This window comes from Cryobacterium sp. 10I5 (genome assembly GCF_035019865.1).
Classification (GTDB): Bacteria; Actinomycetota; Actinomycetes; order Actinomycetales; family Microbacteriaceae; genus Cryobacterium; species Cryobacterium breve_A.
Map to the genome: position 1 here is coordinate 1 of NZ_JASJVI010000032.1, position 20,615 is coordinate 20,615.

General features: G+C 68.5%; 22 protein-coding genes and 1 pseudogene. 22 read left to right on the plus strand and 1 reads right to left on the minus strand.

What is annotated here, in order from left to right; translation table 11 throughout:
* A partial coding sequence (locus QN350_RS09970) for a flagellar protein FlgN (RefSeq protein ID WP_323516322.1) occupies positions 1-454 on the minus strand: 454 nt, incomplete at its 3' end.
* A gap of 440 nt (positions 455-894) precedes the next feature.
* On the opposite strand from QN350_RS09970, the gene QN350_RS09975 reads away from it, so the two are divergent.
* The 22 genes and pseudogenes from QN350_RS09975 to QN350_RS10075 all read left to right on the plus strand — a co-directional run bounded on the left by QN350_RS09975 (position 895) and on the right by QN350_RS10075 (position 20,596).
* Positions 895-1,836, plus strand: coding sequence for a sigma-70 family RNA polymerase sigma factor (locus tag QN350_RS09975; RefSeq protein ID WP_322139619.1), 942 nt, complete (start codon positions 895-897; stop codon positions 1,834-1,836).
* 85 nt (positions 1,837-1,921) lie between these two features.
* Entirely contained in the window at positions 1,922-3,049 is a 1,128-nt protein-coding gene (locus QN350_RS09980) for a flagellin (protein ID WP_322139620.1), read from the plus strand.
* A 174-nt stretch (positions 3,050-3,223) separates the two neighbouring features.
* Positions 3,224-4,615, plus strand: a complete 1,392-nt coding sequence (gene fliD, locus QN350_RS09985) for a flagellar filament capping protein FliD (protein ID WP_322139621.1) — start codon at positions 3,224-3,226, stop codon at positions 4,613-4,615.
* Positions 4,616-4,632: 17 nt separating this feature from the next.
* The gene (locus QN350_RS09990; protein ID WP_322139622.1) at positions 4,633-5,058 is read left to right on the plus strand and encodes a flagellar export chaperone FliS; all 426 of its coding nucleotides are present in this window, start codon (positions 4,633-4,635) and stop codon (positions 5,056-5,058) included.
* Complete coding sequence (locus tag QN350_RS09995) at positions 5,051-5,377, plus strand: hypothetical protein (protein ID WP_322139623.1); 327 nt, start codon at positions 5,051-5,053, stop codon at positions 5,375-5,377. Before QN350_RS09990 ends, QN350_RS09995 begins: the two co-directional genes overlap by 8 nt.
* Before the next feature lie 109 nt (positions 5,378-5,486).
* On the plus strand, positions 5,487-6,941 hold the full coding sequence (locus QN350_RS10000) for a DUF222 domain-containing protein (protein ID WP_322139624.1): 1,455 nt from the start codon (positions 5,487-5,489) through the stop codon (positions 6,939-6,941).
* 18 nt (positions 6,942-6,959) lie between these two features.
* Positions 6,960-7,196, plus strand: a pseudogene (locus QN350_RS19990) (HNH endonuclease); the annotation flags it as partial.
* Between the two features lie 335 nt (positions 7,197-7,531).
* The gene (locus QN350_RS10005; RefSeq protein ID WP_281534718.1) at positions 7,532-7,873 is read left to right on the plus strand and encodes a flagellar basal body rod protein FlgB; all 342 of its coding nucleotides are present in this window, start codon (positions 7,532-7,534) and stop codon (positions 7,871-7,873) included.
* A complete protein-coding gene (locus QN350_RS10010; RefSeq protein ID WP_322139625.1) occupies positions 7,873-8,265 on the plus strand; it encodes a flagellar basal body rod protein FlgC in 393 nt (130 codons plus the stop codon). Before QN350_RS10005 ends, QN350_RS10010 begins: the two co-directional genes overlap by 1 nt.
* Positions 8,265-8,594, plus strand: coding sequence for a flagellar hook-basal body complex protein FliE (gene fliE / locus QN350_RS10015; RefSeq protein ID WP_322139626.1), 330 nt, complete (start codon positions 8,265-8,267; stop codon positions 8,592-8,594). The genes QN350_RS10010 and fliE overlap by 1 nt, the downstream gene beginning before the upstream one ends.
* Positions 8,594-10,213, plus strand: coding sequence for a flagellar basal-body MS-ring/collar protein FliF (gene fliF, locus QN350_RS10020; RefSeq protein ID WP_322139627.1), 1,620 nt, complete (start codon positions 8,594-8,596; stop codon positions 10,211-10,213). Before fliE ends, fliF begins: the two co-directional genes overlap by 1 nt.
* Positions 10,210-11,229 (plus strand): flagellar motor switch protein FliG, encoded by a 1,020-nt coding sequence (gene fliG / locus QN350_RS10025; protein ID WP_322139628.1) that lies wholly within the window; start codon positions 10,210-10,212, stop codon positions 11,227-11,229. Before fliF ends, fliG begins: the two co-directional genes overlap by 4 nt.
* On the plus strand, positions 11,219-11,956 hold the full coding sequence (locus QN350_RS10030; protein WP_322139629.1) for a FliH/SctL family protein: 738 nt from the start codon (positions 11,219-11,221) through the stop codon (positions 11,954-11,956). The genes fliG and QN350_RS10030 overlap by 11 nt, the downstream gene beginning before the upstream one ends.
* A complete protein-coding gene (locus QN350_RS10035) occupies positions 11,953-13,278 on the plus strand; it encodes a FliI/YscN family ATPase (RefSeq protein ID WP_322139630.1) in 1,326 nt (441 codons plus the stop codon). The genes QN350_RS10030 and QN350_RS10035 overlap by 4 nt, the downstream gene beginning before the upstream one ends.
* A complete protein-coding gene (locus tag QN350_RS10040; RefSeq protein WP_322139631.1) occupies positions 13,278-13,712 on the plus strand; it encodes a hypothetical protein in 435 nt (144 codons plus the stop codon). Before QN350_RS10035 ends, QN350_RS10040 begins: the two co-directional genes overlap by 1 nt.
* Entirely contained in the window at positions 13,709-14,425 is a 717-nt protein-coding gene (locus QN350_RS10045; protein WP_322139632.1) for a C40 family peptidase, read from the plus strand. Before QN350_RS10040 ends, QN350_RS10045 begins: the two co-directional genes overlap by 4 nt.
* Positions 14,425-16,560 carry a flagellar hook-length control protein FliK gene (locus QN350_RS10050; RefSeq protein ID WP_323516325.1) on the plus strand — a complete coding sequence of 712 codons (2,136 nt, stop codon included), beginning with the start codon at positions 14,425-14,427 and terminating at the stop codon, positions 16,558-16,560. The genes QN350_RS10045 and QN350_RS10050 overlap by 1 nt, the downstream gene beginning before the upstream one ends.
* 83 nt (positions 16,561-16,643) lie before the next feature.
* Positions 16,644-17,150, plus strand: a complete 507-nt coding sequence (locus QN350_RS10055; RefSeq protein WP_322139634.1) for a flagellar hook assembly protein FlgD — start codon at positions 16,644-16,646, stop codon at positions 17,148-17,150.
* A gap of 68 nt (positions 17,151-17,218) precedes the next feature.
* A complete protein-coding gene (locus tag QN350_RS10060) occupies positions 17,219-18,409 on the plus strand; it encodes a flagellar hook protein FlgE (protein ID WP_322139635.1) in 1,191 nt (396 codons plus the stop codon).
* Between the two features lie 155 nt (positions 18,410-18,564).
* Positions 18,565-18,870, plus strand: a complete 306-nt coding sequence (locus QN350_RS10065) for a flagellar FlbD family protein (RefSeq protein ID WP_281534730.1) — start codon at positions 18,565-18,567, stop codon at positions 18,868-18,870.
* On the plus strand, positions 18,870-19,673 hold the full coding sequence (locus QN350_RS10070; RefSeq protein ID WP_322139636.1) for a motility protein A: 804 nt from the start codon (positions 18,870-18,872) through the stop codon (positions 19,671-19,673). The genes QN350_RS10065 and QN350_RS10070 overlap by 1 nt, the downstream gene beginning before the upstream one ends.
* Positions 19,670-20,596: a flagellar motor protein MotB gene (locus tag QN350_RS10075; protein ID WP_322139637.1), complete on the plus strand. Its 927-nt coding sequence runs from the start codon at positions 19,670-19,672 to the stop codon at positions 20,594-20,596. Before QN350_RS10070 ends, QN350_RS10075 begins: the two co-directional genes overlap by 4 nt.
* Positions 20,597-20,615: the final 19 nt, after the last annotated feature.

Here is a 20,615-nt window from a genome sequence, read left to right on the forward strand (position 1 = left end):
GAGTCTGCGCATCCGCTGTGCCGCGGGCGTCGTAGGTGTTCGTGTTCACGCGAATGTCGGCGAGCGTCTCCTGGCTGGAGCGTGCGGCCGAGCGCAGCAGGTGTTCGTTGGCGTCGCGGAGTTCCTTGATCTGGGCGGCGAGCTCGCCGAGGGCCTTGAGGTGCGCCGTCATGATCTCGGTCCAGGGGCCGACGGGGGCGTGGGCGACGAGTTCGCGGAGCGTGGCGTCTTCGTTTGTTCCCCACTCGGCGGACATGGCGGCAACCTCGACGCTGCGGGCAAGGCCGGCTTCCTGCACGTGGCCGAGCACCTGTTCGACCTCGCGGGTGCCCTGCTGGAGCCAGCGGGTCTTGCCGTTGGTCAGGAGCAGCTGCTCTTCGTCGAGCTTGAAGACCAGCAGTTCGAGGAGCTCCCGCTCACGCCACAGGAGGGCGGAGAGTTCATTGGCGCCCACGATTTCCTCCACACGATTCCGGTCGGGCCGAGGGACGCACGACCGCGTCGACTCTGGTTTCAGATGGCACTATCGGCAGGGTTTTGCCGCACGTAAGCGATCTGTGTGCCCAGACTGGCAGGTGGCGGCTGGGAATGTCCACCTAAATGAGGACAACGCTTTCCCAAAAGTGGGGGTAGCCGGGCGTATTCAGGTGGGTAGGCGTTTCCCGGTTGGGGGGTATCACCACCCCCAGAGTGGGGGTGCTGTACGGCTCGACTCACGGGCGCCTGATTGTAGGTTTGACACGCGGACAAAACACTTTGTGTTATGGGGGCCCCGAACCCCTGTCCGATCAGTGAATTTGTCCCAGTGCTCACCCGGTACGAAGCGAAGTAATCCTGGCCCTGCCAGAAGTCTCTCGCTCATCATCCGTTCGTGAAACACAGGGGGGCTGCGACGTGAATCGCACAGAGCGTAATCGGCTGGTCACCGACAACCTGCCCCTCGTCGGATACCTGGTTTCCGAGGTCTGGGCCAAGGCTCGTCACCTCTCGCGCGATGATCTCGCGTCTGCGGGCGCGCTCGCGCTCGTCACGAGCGCGGATGCCTTCAACCCCGATCTCGGGGTTCCCTTCGGCGCCTTCGCCCGTCGTCGCATCATCGGGGCATTCGCCGACGAGATGCGCTCCAACGACTGGGCCACCCGCACCGCCCGCCGCCGCATCAAGGAAACCCGCGCCGTGCAGGAGACCCTCGCCGCCGCCCTCGGCCGTGCCGCGAGCGTCGACGAGATCGCCGCAGCCCTTGGCGTCGACCGGGAGACTGCCGCTGCCGGCCTTGCCGACAGTGAGCGCACCGTGATCGCCCTCGACGACACGACCGCCGAGTACATTCCAGCGAGCACCGTGCTGCCGGGGGAGTCGCTGCTCTCCGCCGAACGCCTCGCGTACCTGCGCGCGGCCGTGCTCGCGCTCCCGCCCAAGATGCGCGAGATCATCGAGCAGGTCTACTTCGACGACCGCCCGGTCAAGGACATCGCGGCAGACCTCGGCATCACCCACTCGGCCGTGTCCCAGCAGCGCGCGGAGGCCATCCGCTTGCTGCGCGACGGACTCGGTACCCACTACGCCGACGACGAAGCCGACTACGTACCGGAGTCCCGCGTCGCCCCCGCCCGCCGAAGCGCCTACCTGGCGAGGCTCGCCGACCACGCGATGCTCGGCATCGTCAACGAGCGGATGCCCGCCGTCGCGACCGACCTTCCCCTCACGCAGCCGATCAGCCTGCCGGTGCCCTCGCGCACCGCGGCGATCGCCGCCGCGAAGTACGCCGCCGCCGCGGGATCCCTCGGCAACCACGGCGCTTACCCGGTCCGGGAAACTTTCTCGCTCAACGGCTAACGCACGATCGGCCAAGGCCGATAGATCTCAATGTCAGCCCATGGATGGGTAGACGAATCAACACCCAATCACGGAGGAACACATCATGGGTATGCAGGTCAACACCAACCTCGCGGCAAACAACACGTACCGCAACCTCGCCGCAACACAGAACGACATGTCCAAGTCGCTGGAGAAGCTCTCCAGCGGCCTCCGCATCAACCGTGCCTCGGATGACGCGGCCGGCCTCACCGTCTCGGAGAGCCTCAAGTCCCAGGTCGGTGGCCTCACGGTCGCCAGCCGCAACGCCCAGGACGGCATCTCGGTCGTGCAGACCGCTGAAGGTTCCTTGAACGAGGTTCAGTCCATTCTGCAGCGCGTTCGTGACCTCGCCGTGCAGGCCGGTAACGACTCGAACAACTCCGACTCCCGCAAGGCAATCGGCACTGAGGTCACAGCGTTGACCAAGGAGCTGAACCGCATCGGCGATTCCACGAACTTCAACGGCACCAACCTCCTTGACGGATCCAAGGCTGCGCTGAGCTTCCAGGTCGGCGCAAACTCGACGGCGAGTAGCCAGATTTCCGTCGACTTGACCGGTGCAAACGTCAAGAACATCGCGGCAGCCCTGGTTTCGACTTCACCGTCGGCTGTCATGGACGTCCTCACTCCGACAGCCGTCGGTGGTTCGGCTCTCACGTTCACCGTCGGTGCTGGTACGGTCGTGACCGGAGCGCTCCCTGCTGCCGGAACCATGACCACCGTCCAGTCCGTTGCAGATGCTTTGAACAAGGACTCGGGCTTTGCGGCCGGCAACCTCACTGCGTCGGTGAACAGCAGCAACCAGCTCGTGGTCGGCTCGACCGCCGGAGCGACCGTCTCCTACGCCGTAAACGGCGGACTTAGCGCCAGCACAGCTGGTCCGTCGGGTGCGTTGGACTTCTCGTCCGCAACGTCCGCTGCAGCTGCGATCAATATCATCGACACTCAGATTGGCAAGGTCTCAACCGCTCGTGCATCGCTCGGTGCCGCCCAGAACCGGTTCGAGTCTGTCGTCAAGACGCTCGCCGTCTCGACCGAGAACCTGACCGCTGCCGGTTCGCGAATCCGCGACACCGACATGGCCTCGGAAATGGTCAAGTACACCCGCTCCAGCATCCTGACCCAGGCCGGTACCGCCATGCTCGCGCAGGCGAACCAGTCCAACCAGGGCGTGCTGTCACTCCTCCGCTAACCCGGAGTAGATGACCTTTCGGGAAACCGTACGGTGAACTATGGCTGGCGGTGACCGAGAGATGAACTGGACCTCATCCCTCGGTCACCGCCAGCCATTCCACGTCGTATTAGCAGCACGTTGTATCAGCAGCATGAATCCCAGTTTGAAGCTCTTCCCTGAGGAGGTGGAGGCATGACCAACGCAATCGACGGACTCGTGAGCGGTCTCGACACCACGTCCCTGATCAATTCCCTCATGACCGTCGAGGCTCAGCCCCAGGCGCTGCTCAAGGCATCCGTTGCGAAGTCGCAGACCCTGATCTCGGCCCTCCAAGGCCTCAATGGACAGGTCGCCGCGCTTGCGACCCTCGCCACGACCACATCCAAGCCAACCTCTCTCGATCTCTACGCTTCAACGAGCAGCTCGCCGACCGTGACCACCGCGCTCTCTCCTGGCGCCGCTGCCGGGCAGCTCGACGTCGTCGTCGGCGCCCTTGCCCGTAACCAGGTGGGTGTCTCGGCGGCCATGACGGCGTGGCCCGCAACGCCGGCCGTGCTCACGATCGTCGCCAACGGTGTCAGCACCGAGATTTCCGCCGCCTCCACCTCCCTCGACGACATGGCCACCGCGGTCAACGCCGCAGGAACCGGAGTAACGGCGACCAAGGTGGCCTCCGGCGTCGATGCCGGCGGTACCGCTCAATACCGGCTGCAGTTCACCGGGAACAGCACCGGAGCGGCCAACGCCTTCACCGTGTATCAGGGCACCAAAGCCGAGGTCACGGCGGCCACCGCCCCGAACCTGCTCACGGCCACCGGGGCCGCGGTCATCCGCACCGCTGGCGACGCCAGCGTGACGCTGTGGGCCGGTACCGCGGCCACCCAGACCATCACCTCGGGCACCAATACTTTCTCGAACCTGCTTCCCGGTGTTGCGATCACCGTTTCCGCGGAGTCGACCGCTCCAGTGACGATCAAGGTCGCCCGCGACGATGCGCAGATCAGTTCCGTCGCCTCGGGTCTTGTCAGTTCTCTCAACGGCATCTTCGCGAGTGTTTCAACGCAGACCGTGGTCACCAACAGCACGAATGCGGCTGGCGCGGCCATTATGTCGCCGGGCGTCTTCACCGGGAACAGCAGCGTTCGCGACGTCAGCCAGAAACTCCTCTCGGCCGCATCCTCGCCCATCAACGGACACTCTCCCTCCGAGTACGGCATCAGTATCACCAAGACCGGCACCATGGAGTTCGACGCGGCGAAGTTCGCGACTGCTCTGGCCAAGGATCCGACGACGGTCAAGGCCGCCGTTCAGGAGATTGCGACCCGGGTTGCGGCCGCTGCGACTGCGGTCTCCGACAAGTACACGGGGCAGCTCACGGGCCAGATCACCGGCCAGCAGACCTCCGTGAAGAATATGAGCACGCGGATCGACGCATGGGACGTCAGCCTTGCGACGCGTCGGGCGACCCTGCAGAGCACGTACACCGCGTTGGAAGTCTCCCTCAGCGCCCTCAAGGCTCAGTCCACCTGGCTTACCGCGCAGGTTGCCGGGCTGCCCAGTTCCTCCACCTCGACCACAGGATGATGATGGCTGTTATGAGCATGATGGGTGGCACCCAGGCGCGACGCGCGCAGCTGAACCGCGAAGCAATTCTGTCGGCAACGCCGGTGCGTCTCCTGACGATGTTGTACGACCGGCTCCTCCTGGACCTGAACCGTGCGGAAGCGGCACAGCACTCCGAAAACTGGCCGGTCGCATCCGAGAACCTGCAGCACGCGCAGGCGATTGTGTCCGAGTTGTCGTCCTCACTCAATGTGGACGCCTGGGACGGCGGCGAAGGCCTCTTCGCGATCTACGTTTACGTTCAGAACGCGCTGATGAGCGCCAATGTGCACCGCGACGTCAACGGGACAGTGGAGTGCATCGCCCTCCTCGAGCCGCTGCGCCAGACCTGGCACGAGGCTGCACAGCAGGCGCCCGCACAGCCGATGGCTGCCCGAGTCGGGGGAGAGCTCGGTTATGCCTAGGCCGGCTGGATCGTATGAGGAGTGGCTGCGCGTGCTCGACGAGCTCGAGCGCAGCCTCGGCAGCGGTACCCGCAACGCGGTGCTCGCGATCGAGGGGGAGCGGTTCTCGACCGGCGTTCAGTGGCGCGCGCCCGAACACCTCGGGCAGCTTCCCGTGCAGCTCGAGGAGCGCGCCCGGCTGCTCATCGCCGGCCAACTCGAGTTGATCCGCGAGATCGAGGATGCCCGGCGCTCCGCCGGAGCCCACCTCTCCGCGGTGCGCACCATCCTCACCGCCCAGCGCGCCAACGCGTCCGTCTATCTAGATGTCACCGGCTGAGCGGACTCTTTTATTAGGGCTTCTCCTCAACAGGTGCCTGATCAGCGATCGTTTTTACATACCTGAGCCATGCTCAAAGAATGTCGGTGGTCCGTCGTAACTTTGAGGCATGACCAACCTCCCGGAGTCGCCCGCTTCACCCGATCAGCCGCACGGCGATCCGGTGCTGCGCAATCAGGTGCATGGCGGCGTGCTCGGCCGGTTGCGGTCGATGGCGGGTGTCGTCACCGGGCTGGGCGGTTCGTCCGCCGCTGTCGACACGCTCAGTGATGAGGCGGTGCTCGAAGGGCACGCGTTGATTGCGGAAGCCCGGCGGGCCTTGGACACCCAGGCGGCGTGGTTCGCGGCGGCCCTGGCCCGGCGGTCGCGTCCCGAGCTCGGCGGGAAGGGCCTCGCGGCCCGGCAAGGTTACCGGACCCCCGAGGACCTGCTCCAGACCATCTCCGGGTCGAGCAAGGGCGACGCGGCCAAGCTGCTCGCGGTCGGCCGGTTGCTCGCGGAAACTGACGCCGCCGAAAAGGCCGCCCGGGAAGCCGCCGAAGCCCAGAAGCTGCTCGACGAGAACCCGCCCCGCGAAGGAGCCGCTCCAGACCTCCCGCCGGTCGACCGGCCGGTTCCACCGGCCGCGGTGCCGCCGTGGCACGCACCGATCGGCCGGGCCCTCGCCGAGGGGTGGCTGAGCGTGGAGAAGGCGGAGTCGCTCCGGAAGGGCCTGGGCGACCTGGACCGGGCGATCACCCCGGAGAAACTCGCCAGCGCCCTCACCCGGCTCCTCGCCGAAGCTCGAACCCTGAACGCGGACCAGCTGTTCAAGCGGGCCCGCCGGGTGCGGGACGTGCTCGATGAGGCCGGCATCGCCGCCCGCGAGAAAGCCGCCTACGACGACCGGTCCCTGCGGTTCTACCGCCTATCCACCGGCCAGGTGCGCATGGTCGGCCTCTTCGCCCCCGAAGACGGCGAATACCTTCTGAGCACCTACGACGCCATCACGAGCCCCCGCCGGGGCGGGGTCCGTTTCGTCGACAAGGAGCAGGCCACGTGGGCTAAGCGGGTGCAAGACGACCCGCGCACCACCGAACAGCTCACCGCGGACGCATTCCTCGCCCTGACGAAACTCGGCGTGAAAGCCGACCCGAAACGCATCGCCGGCGGCCGCAGCCCTGCTGTCCGCATGGTCACCATCCGCCCCAGGAGCGCCACACCCACCGCTACTGCACCAACCGGGACCGAACCCACCGGAACCGAACCCACCGCGACCGAACCGACCGGGACCGGAGCCGGTGGGACCGAACCGAGCCGGCCGACTCCCGCCGCCGTGGACGAACCCGCATCCGCCGCCGGTCCGAACCCCGAAACCGAGGCTCCCACTGTCGAGCCGGGCGTCATCGAGGGAACCGCGGTCACTGTCTCCACCGAAACCCTCGAGCGCAACCTCTGCGATACCGGGATTCTGGACGTCACTTTCGACGACAACGGCCACGGTATCGACCTCGGCCGCGAACAACGCACCTTCTCCCTCGCCCAACGGGCCGCGCTCGCTATTCGCGACGGGGGCTGCATGTAGCCCGGCTGCGACCGACCACCCTCCTGGACCGAGACGCATCACATCCAGCACTGGAAAGACGACACCGGCCAAACCAACCTCGACGAGGGCATCCTGCTCTGCCGGGCCGACCACCTCCGGCTCCACAACGAGCACTGGCGAATCACCAGAGACGACGCCGGCCGGTATTGGCTCACCCCACCACCCGAACTCGACCCCGAGCAGAGACCAATCCTCCTCAGGAGCAAGAGCGAGATTCTTCGCGACGACGACTGACGCGATCGAGCGACCGAGCGACCGAGCGACCGAGCGACCGAGCGACCGAGCGATCGACAGACCGAGCGACCGACAGACCGAGCGACCGACAGACCGAGCGACCGACAGACCGAGTGAGCGGACAGGCGGACGGGCGGGCAGGCGGATGGGCGGAATGGCGGTCGGGCGGCGGGCTGAAACGGCCGTCGAACCCCCCTTTCGAGCCAAGCAGATGAATCGGGAGAGAAAGTCCTTACGTGGGCCGGAACCGGGCCGATAGCTAGATACGAGCACGGATTGCTCGCACCAGGCCACGGACCGGCCGTCCAGTACATCTGACGACGAATCGGGTAACCGTGCTTGAATCCGTGACCTCCACCGCTCTCACGAGCGCACTGGCCGCACTGTCTCTGCGACAGAGCACTATCGCGAGCAATATCGCCAACGTCAACACGCCTAACTACCACGCCAAGCAGGTCGCGTTCGAGTCCGCCCTGGCCAAGTCCGTGGCGAACGGCAGCGGCAGCACGACCGCGACGACGACGGATTCGCTCGAACCCACCAACGTCAACGGCAACAACGTCAACCTCGACACCGAGACGCTCGCGAACACCTCGACCGTGCTCCGGTACCAGTTCGCGGCCCAGGCAATGAACATGCCGTTCAGCGCCGTGCGCGCCGCGATGAGGACCGCCTGATGAGCCTCGACGCGATCGGAATCGCCGGCTCCGGCCTCACCCTGCACCGCAAGTGGCTCGACGCGATCGCCGACAACATCGCCAACGTGAACACCGTCACGCCGACGAGCGGCAATGCCTTCCAGGCCCGCTACATCGTGGCGCAGGCCGGCGTGGGTGTGAACGGCGTCGAGGTCGCGGGCACCGCACAGGGCTCGGCGACCGGCATCCTCGTCTCCGACCCGACCAACCCGCTCGCCGACGCCGCCGGCTACGTGCGCCACCCCGACATCGACCTCGGCGAACAGATGGGCGACCTGATCATGGCCCAGCGCGGCTACCAGGCGAACGCGGCCGTCGTCGACCGCGCCAAGACAACCTACGAAGCAGCACTTCAGATCGGCCGTGCCTGATGACCATCGCATCCATCGGGGCGCTCGCGCTCCAGGCCAGCCAGGCCACCCAGGCCACCCAGAGCGTGCAGGCGACGCAGTCCAGCCAGGCTACGACGGCCACGGACGGCTCCGGATTCGGAACCGCGATGGCCGGCGCCGTCGACAACCTGCAGCAGCTGCAGTCGACCGCGAACACTCAGGCCGTCGCCGCCGTCACTGGCAACCTCAACGACATTGCTAGCGCCACCATCGCCGCCACCCGCGCGCAGGTGAGCCTCGAACTCGTCGCCGCCGTGCGCAACAAGGGCGTCGACGCCTTCAACGAGATCATGAGGATGCAGGCCTGATGCCCCGCCAGATCAGTTCCTTCTTCCAGCGCCTCGGACAGAACATCCGTGAGTTCACCATCGCGCAGCGCACGGTCGCCATCATCGGCGTCGCAGTACTCGCACTCGGCATCGCCGCGCTCACGATGTGGGCCACGAAGCCCGCGTACACGCCGCTGTTCTCCGGGCTCGCCGGCGCCGACGCGAGCGCGATCGTCGACCAGCTCGCGACCGACAAGGTCGACTACCAGCTCAGCGACGGCGGCGCGACGATCCTCGTTCCCCAGGCGGATGTCTACGCCGAGCGACTCAAGGCGGCCGCGGCCGGCCTGCCGACCTCGGACACCGGGGGATACTCGCTGCTCGACAAGATGGGCGTCACCGCGAGCGAGTTCCAGCAGTCGGTGACCTACAAGCGGGCCCTCGAGGGCGAGCTCGCCAACACGATCCAGGCCATGCGGGGCGTCAAGACCGCATCGGTGCGCCTCGCCATCCCCAAGGACACCGTGTTCGTGTCCGAGAAGCAGGACCCCACGGCATCCGTCTTCGTGGCCACCCAGACCGGCGTGACCCTCTCGAGCGACCAGGTCCAGGCCATCGTGCACCTCACGAGCGCCTCGATCGACGGCATGAAGCCCACAGATGTCGCCGTGATCGACTCCAAGGGCATCGTGCTCTCGGCCGTCGGCACCGGCGTCACCGGAACCGGCGCCGAGCAGTCCACCGACTACGAACAGCGCGTGCGCGGCTCGGTCCAGGCCATGCTCGACAAGGTGCTCGGCGCCGGCAACGCGACCGTCGTGGTCGCAGCCGACATGAGCGCGCAGTCGGCCTCCCGCGTCGAGGAATCGTTCACCTCGCCGACGAACGCTCCCGCCCTCAACGAGGCCGTCAAGACCGAGACGTACACCGGCACCGGTGCCTCGGGAGCGGCCGGGGTGCTCGGCACCACGACAACGACCACCACGCCCACCGGAACGAGCACCGACGGCTCCTTCACCTCTGCGGACACCACGAAGAACAACGCGGTCAACAAGGTCACCGAGACCCGCACGATCCCGGCAGGCGCCGTCAACCGCCAGACGATCTCCGTCGCAGTGAACAAGGACACGATCGGCAGCGTCAACGTCGCCGACGTGACCAGCCTCGTCTCCTCGGCTGCTGGCATCGATTCGACCAGGGGCGACGCCGTCACGGTCGAGGTCGTCAGCTTCAACGGCCAGGCCGCCACAGACGCGGCGGCGGCTCTCGCCCAGCAGGATGCCCAGACCTCCGCGGACCGGATGGGCGAGATCGTGCGCATCGGCATCATCACCGCCGGCATCCTGATCACCCTGATCCTCGGCATGCTGCTCTACGCCCGCCGCTCCCGTCGCCAGAGCCGCGAATCGATCGAGGTCGACGAGATGCTCCAGGTGCGCCCGGCCCTCGCTCCGGCCGCGGTGCCGTTCGGCCTCGGCGCCCCGATCGCGCCGATCATGATCGACCCGAGCCCCACCATCGCCTTCGGCGCTCCGGCGTTCACCCCGCCGGTTGCTTCCGAGCGGATGCGGGTCGAAATCGACGCCCTCGCCCAGCGCGACCCGAAGAAGACCGCTGAATACCTCCGCGGCCTCATGGATGATCGGCAGCCCGCATGATCGACCCCCAGGTTCCCCTGACCGGAACCCAGAAGGTCGCCATCGTTCTGATGAACATGGAGCACGACCGCGCTTCCGAAGTGATGAAGCAGTTCAGCGAGGCAGAAGCCGCCGATATCGCTGCCGAGATGGTGCAGCTGCGCCGGGTCGACACCGAGGTCGCCGAGACGACGGTCCTCGAATTCCACGACCTCACCATGCGCGGAACACGCTCCCCTCGCGGCGGCCACGCCTACGCGGTCGGCCTGCTCGAGGCATCCTTCGGTGCAGAACGCGCCGCCGGGGTCATGAGCCGGGTCGCGTCCTCGATGGCGGGCAAGGCCTTTGAATTCCTCGACACGGCGGAACCGCTCCAGGTCCTCACCCTCCTCGACGGCGAATTGCCGCAGACCATCGCCCTCGTGCTCGCCCATCTCCGGCCCGAACATGCCTCCGCCGTGATCGCCGGCCTCGAAGGCACCCTGCCCGCCGAGGTCGCCCAGTGCATCGCCGGAATGGGAACGGCGACTCCCGAAGCCATCCGCGTCGTGACCGACTCGCTCAAGGCCCGTGTCGGCGCCGTCACCTCCACCAGGGACTCTGTCGAGGTCGTCGGCGGCATCCAGCCGCTCGTCGAGATCATCAACCGGGCGGATGTCGCCACCGAGCGCTCGCTACTCGAAGCCCTCGACGCCCGGGACCCGGTGCTCGCCGAACAGGTGCGCGCCCGGATGCTGACCTTCGCCGACATCGTCCGCCTCGAGGACCGCGACGTGCAGCAGGTGCTGCGCGGCATCGACGCCGGAATCCTCGCGATCGCGATGAAGGGCTCCACCGAGGGCGTCATCGAGATCATCCGCAAGAACCTCTCCGAACGCAACCGGGAGATCCTCGACGACGAGATCCGCGCGCTCGGGCCAGTCCGTGTCTCCCAGGTCGAGGAAGGCCGCGCGACCATCGTGCGCGCCATCCGCGACCTCGAGGCCCAGGGCAGCATCACGGTGACGCGTGCCGACGAGGACGCTTATGTTGTCTAGCCCCGCCATCCCGTTCCGCCACGCCGAGCCCGTGCTCGTGGACGCATCCGGCCCAGCCGCCGGAACCGTGCCCGCAGCCGTAACGACGGCGACCCCGGTCGCCCGCCCGACCGCAGCGACCGCAGGCGACCCGCCGTTCTCAGCGATCTCCTTCCCGACCCTGCGCGCTGTCGCCGGCGACAACACTCTCGAGACCGCACGGGTCCAGGGACACGCAGCCGGCTACACAGCGGGCATGCGGGCCGCCGCGGGCGACATCACTGCCCAGATCGCCCGCCTCGAGGCCGACCACGCCGCCCGGGTGTGGCAGGTGCAGGCGCAGCTCGACCGTACCGTCGGCCTCCTCACCGCCGCGACCCACGCGCTCGACGAGCGCACCCAGCCGGTGCTGCTCGAGGTCGAAGACACCCTGCTCGCCACGGCGCTCGACCTCGCGGAGGCCGTGATCGGGTACGAGCTCAGTGACGGAGTGGGCGCCGCACGACTGGCCCTCCGCCGCGCGCTCGACCCTGCGTCGCCGACACGTCCGAACGTGGTGCGCATGCATCCCGCCGACCTCGCCGTGATCGACCCGGCCGTGCTCGCCGCAACCGGCGTGCAGTTCCAGGCCGACCCGTCGCTCGACCGCGGGGACGCCGTCTCCGAGTTCGCGGACGGTTTCCTCGACGCCCGGATCGGCACCGCGTTCGAGCGGGCGCGTGCCGCGCTCCTCGGGGGAACCCGATGACCCTCACCTGGGAACCGCGCCCCGAAGCATTCGCGCGTGCACTTCGCGTCGCCCGCCCCGAGCGGGTCGGCGTGGTCTCGTCCATCGTCGGCCTCGGCCTCGAGGTTCGCGGGCTCAACTCCGCGATCGGTGACCTTGTCGCGATCGGGAACGACGCCGAGATCGACGCTGAAGTCGTCGCGACGACGCAGGACGGCATCCGCTGCATGCCGCTCGGCCGGATGACCGGGATCCGGGTCGGCGCGCCGGTCCGGTCCGACGCCACCCCGCACTTCGTGCCCACTGGAAACGGTCTCTTCGGCCGCGTCATCGACGGCATGGGCCGCCCCATCGACGGGAAGGGCGCCCTCGTCGTCGAGGAATACGTCTCGATCGACCACGACAGCCCCTCCGCGATGCAGCGATCGCGGATCACGACACCGCTGCAGCTCGGCGTGCGCGTGCTCGACACCCTCACGAGCGTCGGCCGCGGCCAGCGCATGGGCCTCTTCGCCGGCTCCGGGGTCGGCAAGTCTTCGCTGCTGTCGATGATCGCCCGAGGCACCGACGCCCAGGTCTCCGTGATCGCCCTCGTCGGAGAGCGCGGCCGCGAAGTTCGCGAGTTCCTCGAAGACGACCTCGGTGCGGAGGGCCTCGCCTGCTCGATCGTCGTGGTGTCGACCTCGGACGAACCCGCGATGATGCGCCTGCGCGCGGCCTTCGTGGCGACCCGCATCGCCGAATCCTTCCGCGACCAGGGCGCAGACGTCATGCTGATGATGGACTCCCTCACCCGGGTCGCGATGGCCCAGCGCGAGATCGGCCTCTCCGTCGGAGAACCCCCGGCCACCCGCGGCTACCCGCCATCGACGTTCTCGTTGCTGGCGCGCCTCCTCGAGCGTGCGGGCACCGACCAGTCCGGCTCGATCACCGGCATCTACACGGTGCTCGTCGACGGCGACGACCACAACGAGCCCATCGCGGATGCCGCACGCTCGATCCTCGACGGACACGTCGTCCTCGACCGCAGGCTTGCAGTCCAGGGCCATTTCCCGAGCGTCGACGCCCTCGCCTCGATCTCCCGGGTGGCCTCGCGGGTCAACACCCCCGAGCAGAACCGGCTGGCCGGAACTCTCCGCAAGGTGCTCGCCGCGCGGAGGAACGCCCAGGACCTCCTCGACGTCGGTGCGTACAAGGCCGGCACCAACCCGCTCGTCGACGCGGCCGTGGACAACGAAGCCGCGATCAACGAATTCCTGCAGCAGCGGATGGACGACCAGACGTCCGCCCCGCTCGCCTGGGACCAGCTCACCCGGCTCACCCGGCTGTTCGGAGGCATCTGATGAAACGCGACTTCGCCCTTGCCGGACTCCTTCGGTTGCGCCACCTGCAGCAGGATGCTGCTGCCGGGGAACTCGCCGCGGCCAACGCCCTGCTGAACTCCAACCAGGCCAGGCGCGCGGAGGCATCCGCGGCCCTGACCGTGCTGCCGACTGAGGCGACCGGCGCCGCATCCCTCGCCGCGATCGCGGCCGGCCGCACCTCGGCACAGAGCATGCTCGCCGACCTCGACGCTCTCGGCCGGGAATACCGGCAGACCGCGGAGACCGCCCATGCTGCCTTCGCCGCGAAGCGGGCAGAGTCCGTCGGACTCGAAAAGCTCGAGGGCCGGCACGGCCTCTTCATCGCCGCCGAAGACCTCCGCGCGGAGCAGACCGTGCTCGACGAGATCGCGTCGACCGGGTGGCACCGCCGCAAGGCCGGAGGCACCCGATGACGATGGTCGACGCCCTGAGCCGGATCAGCACGATCCAGGCCACCCTCGCACGTTTCGACGCGCTGAATGCCGCGTCGGCGTCGACGGCGTCGACCGCGGCTTCGGCGACGACCGCCACGACGGCCGACAGCACCGGAACCGCAGCGACCTTCGCAGACGCCCTTGCGGCCGCGGCCAGCAAGGCGACGAGCGCGGCCAGCGGCGCGGGCGTCGCCACCGGCAGCGTGACCGGAACCGACATCGTCACCTCGGCACAGAAATACCTCGGCGTTCCCTACGTCTTCGGCGGCACCAGCTCGAGCGGCATGGACTGCTCCGGCCTCGTACAGAAGGTCTATGCCGACATGGGCATCTCCGTTCCCCGGCTCGTCTCCGGCCAGATGAAGATCGGCACCGAAGTCGGCTCCCTCGCCGACGCGAAGCCGGGCGACCTGATCGTGACCGGCGGCGGAGAACACATCCTGATCTATGCCGGCAACCACAAGGTCATCCACGCGCCCTACGAGGGCCGCACGGTGTGTCAGGTCGAGGCCTACATGGACGACTCAGACATCGACACCATCCGCCGCGTGATCCCGGACGCCCCCGCCACGTCCAGCACAGCTTCGACGGCCTCGGCAACCGCCCTGACAGCGGCGAAGGTCGCCGCGACCTCCGGCACCGCCGACCTGCTCAGCGCCGCACTCGCCTCGATGATGAAGGGCGCCTCCTGATGGCCGCGTCGTTCGGAAGCGCGGTGTCCGCGCACGCCTCCCTCGCCCGCGCCAACGCCCAGGCCCTGCTCGCGCGTTCGGCGACGGAAACCCGCACCGGGAACGGCACGGGTACCGGAGCGAACCCGAGTGCGGGCAGCTTCGCCTCCGCGCTCGACACGGCCCGGGACGCCGGTACGACCCAGCGTCGTGACGCCGCGAGTGCCTCCGTGGACACGCAGGCCGTGACCGCACGGGCCGCCCAGGCGGCGCTGTCGCGCTCGACCGCGGATGCCGCCGCCCGCGAGCGCCTGGACGCGTCCGCCGCACGCTCCTCGGCGCACTCCGCCTCCCGGACGTCGGCAACACGCGCGTCAGCGGCACAGGCGTCGGCGGCGCGGACGTCAGAACGGCAAAGCGCACAGGCGTCAGCACAGGATTCCGCGGACACATCCGGACAGACTGCCCGGGATGCGCAGGACGCGCGCGTGGTCCGGTCGGTGCAGATCGCCAGGGACGTGCGCTCGGCCCGGGCGGCACGAGGCGCCCACCATGAGCGGGATGTCCAGGCGGAACCAGCGGGTTCCTCCAGTCGAGGATCGACGCGCACGGAAGTCTCATCGAGCCAGTCGGCGGGCGGAGCCGGCGGAGTTTCCGACAGCTCCGGTGCATCGGCAGCGCAGCAGGTCGCGGGCCACGCACGGGAGACCGTCAGGCGCGACCTGCTCACGGCGGATGCGGCATCACTCTCTGCGTCGACGGCTGCTGCGGGCGCCGCCCGCGGTGACAGCGCGGCTGCCGGTCCAGTGCCTCTCGGGTCGGTCGCGCCCGGTTCGACGTTCTCGGTTCCGGCGGCGGTCGGTTCCGCGACTCTCGGCGGCGCATTGGCCGGCGTCGGCACCGCGGCAGCGCAGACTCTGGTCGACGGCGCACAGGCGGGTGGATCATCCTCGGATATCCAGACCGGGAACGTAACGGCCGAAACCACCTCACCGGCCAGCGTCCCCGGAAACCCCGCGACCGGCGCAGCGGCCGGCCCGAACCTCGGCACCGACACCCCTGGCAGCGCCACCTCTGGCACCTCCCACGGCACCACCCCCGGTGCGGGCACCGACGGAACGGACACAACGAGCGGTCAGGCCGTCCCGACCGGTCCAGCGACCGGTCCGGCGGCCGCCGCGCCTGGTTCCGGGGCGGCGGTGACCGGCCTCATGGACCTGGCCGGCCGGGCGGCCGTCGCAGCAACCCGGGCCGCTGGCGCACCAGGCGACACGAACTCAGGTCTTCCGGCCGCGGCCCCCGTCGACTCGGGAGCCGCCGCGGCGGTCACCACGGGCTCGACCAGCGCCGGCTCGGACACCCACGGCGCGGACAGCCGCGGTTCGGCGAATGCCGGCTCGGACAGCGCCGCTTCGGACAGCGCCGGCTCGGGCAACCCCGGCACGGGCGGCTCCCTCGGGGGAGTGGTCGCCGACTCCGGCGCCGCCTTCGGTTCAGCAGCGGCCGCGGCAACAGCCGCGCCCACGGGCACCGCGTCCGCCTCCGCCGCCACGGCCATGGGCACCATCGATCCGACTTCTGCCGGCACTGCGTTCCCGACCGCGCTGCACACGGTCACGGCGAATGCGGCCGTCGCGGCGGCATCCGCTGCCGGGGCCTCGACCGCGACACCGGGCGCGGCGCAACTGGCCGACCTGCCGCTGGCCGGCCAGGTCGGCCGCGGCCTCGCAAGCCTGATCGGGGCGGCGAACGGCGAACACGCCATGACGATCACCGTGAACCCCGACAACCTGGGCCCCGTGACCGTGCGGGCGCACATCGGCGGCAGCTCGATCCGGGTGGAGCTGTTCGCCCCGACCGACCTCGCTCGGGATGCGCTGCGCGCGATCCTGCCCGAACTGCGCCGCGACCTCGCCCAGGGCGGCACGGACACCCGGCTCGACCTGTCCGGCAACTCCCAGCCCGACGACTCCCGCGCGGGCGGCTCCGGTGCCTTCGGCGCCCCCGGCCGGCAGGAGGCCCGGACGAGTGCGGATCCCGGATCCGCACGGGCACCCGACCAACCGGGCGACGCCCGGGAGTCCGGCCCGGCGGTCCGACCGACGTACCGGGACGAACCCCTCGGCTACCGCCCCTCCGTCGATGTGCTGGCCTGAGTGACAGCCCGGCGGATGACCGTCCAGAACCCGTTCCAGAACACGACCACGAGAACCACGAGAAGCACGAGAAGAGAGAACCCATGACGATCGACGCCATCGTGGCCGCATCGGCAGCCGGAGCAACGGGCGCCGCGACCCCGACCGCCGGCGTGTACAGCGCGTCGACCGCCACGCGCACGCCGAGCCAGACCCTTGACTCCCAGGCCTTCATGAAGCTGCTCGTCACGCAGCTGAAGAACCAGGACCCGAGTTCGCCGATGGACTCGAACCAGATGATCAGCCAGACCACGCAGCTCTCCATGATGGAGAAGCTGACGGCCCTGTCGACGACGTCCGACGAGAGCTTCTCGCTCCAAATGCGCATGGGGGCTGCCTCCCTGGTCGGGCAGAACGTGACATACACGGATGCCTCAGGCACCTCGGTCACGGGAGTCGCCTCCGCCGTGTCCTACGCAGGCTCGGTGCCGCAGGTCACGGTCGGGGGAGTGAGCGTCAAGCTCGACGCGATCTCCGGGGTCACGACCCCGGCGACCACGACCACCCCTGCCCCAGCGACCACCCCTGCCCCAGCGGCCACCACGGCCTGACGCCCGGCGCGTCCGGGTCCCATTCACCACACACTTTCCACCGTTACCGTTTCGAAAGGCAGCATCCCATGCTTCGTTCCCTGTACTCCGGAATCTCCGGCCTTCGCGCACACCAGACCATGCTTGACGTCACCGCGAACAACATCGCCAACGTCAACACGACGGCATTCAAGTCGTCCTCCACCCAGTTCCAGGACACCCTGTCCCAGCTGACCCAGGGTGCCGGTTCGCCCCAGGCCACGGTCGGTGGCACCAACCCGGCGCAGGTCGGCCTCGGCGTGCAGGTCGCCGGCATCTCCACGAACTTCGCCCAGGGCTCCTCGCAGGCGACCGGTCGCGCGACCGACGTGATGATCTCCGGCGACGGTTTCTTCGTGACCAAGCAGGGTGGCGAGACGCTCTTCACCCGCGCCGGCAACTTCGACTTCGACGCCCAGGGCCGGCTCGTGTCGCCCTCCGGCGCGATCGTGCAGGGCTGGAACGCGGTCGACGGCGTGATCAACCAGGGCGGGGCGACGGGAAACATCACCCTGCCGCTTCAGGCCGTCATCGGGGCGAAGGCGTCTGCGACGGCGAGCGTCACCGGAAACCTGCCCTCTGATGCGGCCAAGGACACGGTCCTGAGCCGCGAGTTCACGTCCTACGACGCGAGCGGAACCGCCAGCCAGGTCTCCCTGACCTTCACGAACAACGCGGCCCTGGGGTCCCCGGCCGCGTGGACAGTCGCATCCGTGCCCGCCTCGACGACGACTCCCGCCCCGGTCCTGACCTTCACCAACGGTGTCCTGAGCAGCACGGGCAACTCGCTCACGGTCGGCGGGGTCGCAGTCGATCTCTCGAAGCTCGAGGGCTTCTCCGGTCTGACCTCGGTCACCGCCACGAGCACGGACGGCAACGCGGCCGGGTCGCTCACCTCGTTCACCCTCGGCAAGGACGGCACCCTCGTCGGACTTTTCAGCAACGGAAAGCAGGAGTCCATCGGCCGGATCGCCCTCGCGACCTTCACGAACCCTGGCGGCCTCGAGAAGGCCGGCGGCTCCGAATACCGGTCGACCTTCAACTCGGGCGCGGCAGCCCTCGGTGCGCCCGGCTCCGCCGGAATGGGCACCCTGACGAGCGGGTCCCTCGAGATGTCGAACGTCGACCTCTCCCAGGAGTTCACGAACCTCATCGTCGCCCAGCGCGGCTTCCAGGCCAACGCCCGAATCATCACGACCTCCGACGAGGTCCTGACCGAGCTGACGAACCTCAAGCGGTAGTCCCGTCAGTGCAGGTGCGACCGGCGCCGGGTCCGTCGCGGGCCCGGCACGCGGCATCCGCCTGCCCGCACATACCCCGAGCTAACCTTCGGCACACGGCGACCGACAGTGGTGCCTGACGGTCGGTGTGGCCGTCGAGAAACAGGGACGGGCCCATGATCGTTGTGACACGGCTGAACGACAGCCAATTTGCGATCAACCCCGACCTGATCGAACGCATTCACGCCAGCCCCGACACGACCCTGGTCATGGTCGACGGGGCGAAGTTCATCGTCATCGAGACCCTTGACGAGATCATCGAGAAGATCGCCCGCTTCCGGGCCCACGTGATCTCGCTCGCCTCCCTCACCGACGACCGCGACTACCGGTCCGGCGCCCGATCCCTGGAGATCCCGATGGGACCGCACGCGATCGAAGACGAACTCGAACCGGGCAGCGGGCAGCGCCCGCGGAGGCTCTGATGGATCCGGCAACCCTGATCGGGATCGCCCTCGCCTTCGGCTCGATGGTCGCCATGATCACGATCGAGGGATCGTCGATCTCTTCCATCCTGCTGCCGGCGCCGATGATCCTCGTCTTCGGTGCCACGATCGCCGTCGGCATCGCCGGCGGAACCATCAGTGACGCCCTCAACGCGTTCAAGGCCCTTCCCAGCGCGTTCAAGGGCAAGACCACCCCGCCCCAGGACGTCATCGACCAGATCGTCGTGCTCGCCGAAAAGGCTCGTAGCGCAGGTCTCCTCGCGCTCGAGCAGGAGGCCGACGCGATCGACGACCCGTTCCTCCGCACGGCGTTGCAGAACATCGCGGACGGTACTGACGGAGACGAGCTGCGGATCCTGCTCGAGGACGAGCTCTCGACCGCGACGAAACTGAGCCGGAACGCCTCGAAGTTCTTCGTGACCCTCGGTGGCTACGCCCCGACGGTCGGCATCATCGGAACCGTCATCTCGCTCACCCACGTCCTCGAAAACCTCGACACTCCCTCGACCCTCGGGCCGATGATCGCCGCCGCATTCGTCGCGACGTTGTGGGGGCTCGTTTCGGCGAACTTCATCTGGCTTCCGATCGGCAACCGCCTGAAGCGGCTCTCCGACATCGAGGTCGAACGGATGACCCTCCTGATGGAGGGCGCTCTCGCCGTCCAGGCCGGCAGTCAGCCGCGGCTCCTCGGCGAACGCCTCCGGGCTATGGTGCCGAGCGCGCCGACAAAGAAGGCCGCCAAGGCGGAAAAAGCCGACAAGTCGCTGTCCGAGGCAGCATGAGCGCCGGCGGCGGGCACGGCGGGGGACGCGGGCGCGGCCGAGGTCGCGGCCTGGAGGAGGAGCACGTCGAGCACGTCGACGAACGCTGGATGGCGTCGTACATGGACATGGTCACCGTGCTGATGTGCATGTTCATCGTGCTGTTCGCGATGTCTTCGGTTGATTCGCAAAAGTTCTTTCAGCTCAAGAATTCCCTCGCGACGGGATTCGGGGCCGTCGACGTCGGCAAGATCGACACGGCCACCGGGGTTGTCGTCTCGGCCGCCAACGCCAACGCCAACGACCCGGCCGCGAAGGACCTCGGGACGGCGGGCGCGACCTCGACCTCGACGGCAACGGCAACGGCAACGGCCACGCCGGCGGCCACCCCTGGCCCCGCCCTCACCGACCTCCAGATCGCCACCCAGGAAGTCGCCGACCTCTCCTCGGTGCAGGCGGCCCTGAAGGCCGCCGTCACCGCGCAGGGAATCGACTCGATCGTGCAGTTCACGATCGACGCCCGCGGGCTGACCATCGGGCTCGTCGGCACCGACGCGTTCTTCGCCCCCAACCTCGCCACCCTGAGCCCGAAGGCGACGGCCGTCATCGACGCGATGTCGCCGATCCTTGCCGCGGACAAGCGCGAGGTCACGGTCGAAGGCCATGCCGACCGGCACGGCGTGACCGTGAACTATGCGACCGACTGGGAACTCTCCTCGGCCAGGGCGACGAGCGTGCTGCGCAGGTTCGTCGAGGTCGGCGGCGTCGCGGGGGAGCGGATCTCCGCGATCGGCTACGGCTCGACGCGTTCGGTCACGACGGCGGACTCACTCGACGCGATGGCGCAGAATCGCCGCGTCGACGTCGTCCTGCTCTCGAGCGAACCGGATGCGGTCCGCGCGCTGATCCCGTCGATCCTCGCCGGGCAGGCGGCCGGACCCTAGTCGCGGACAACCGTCCGGC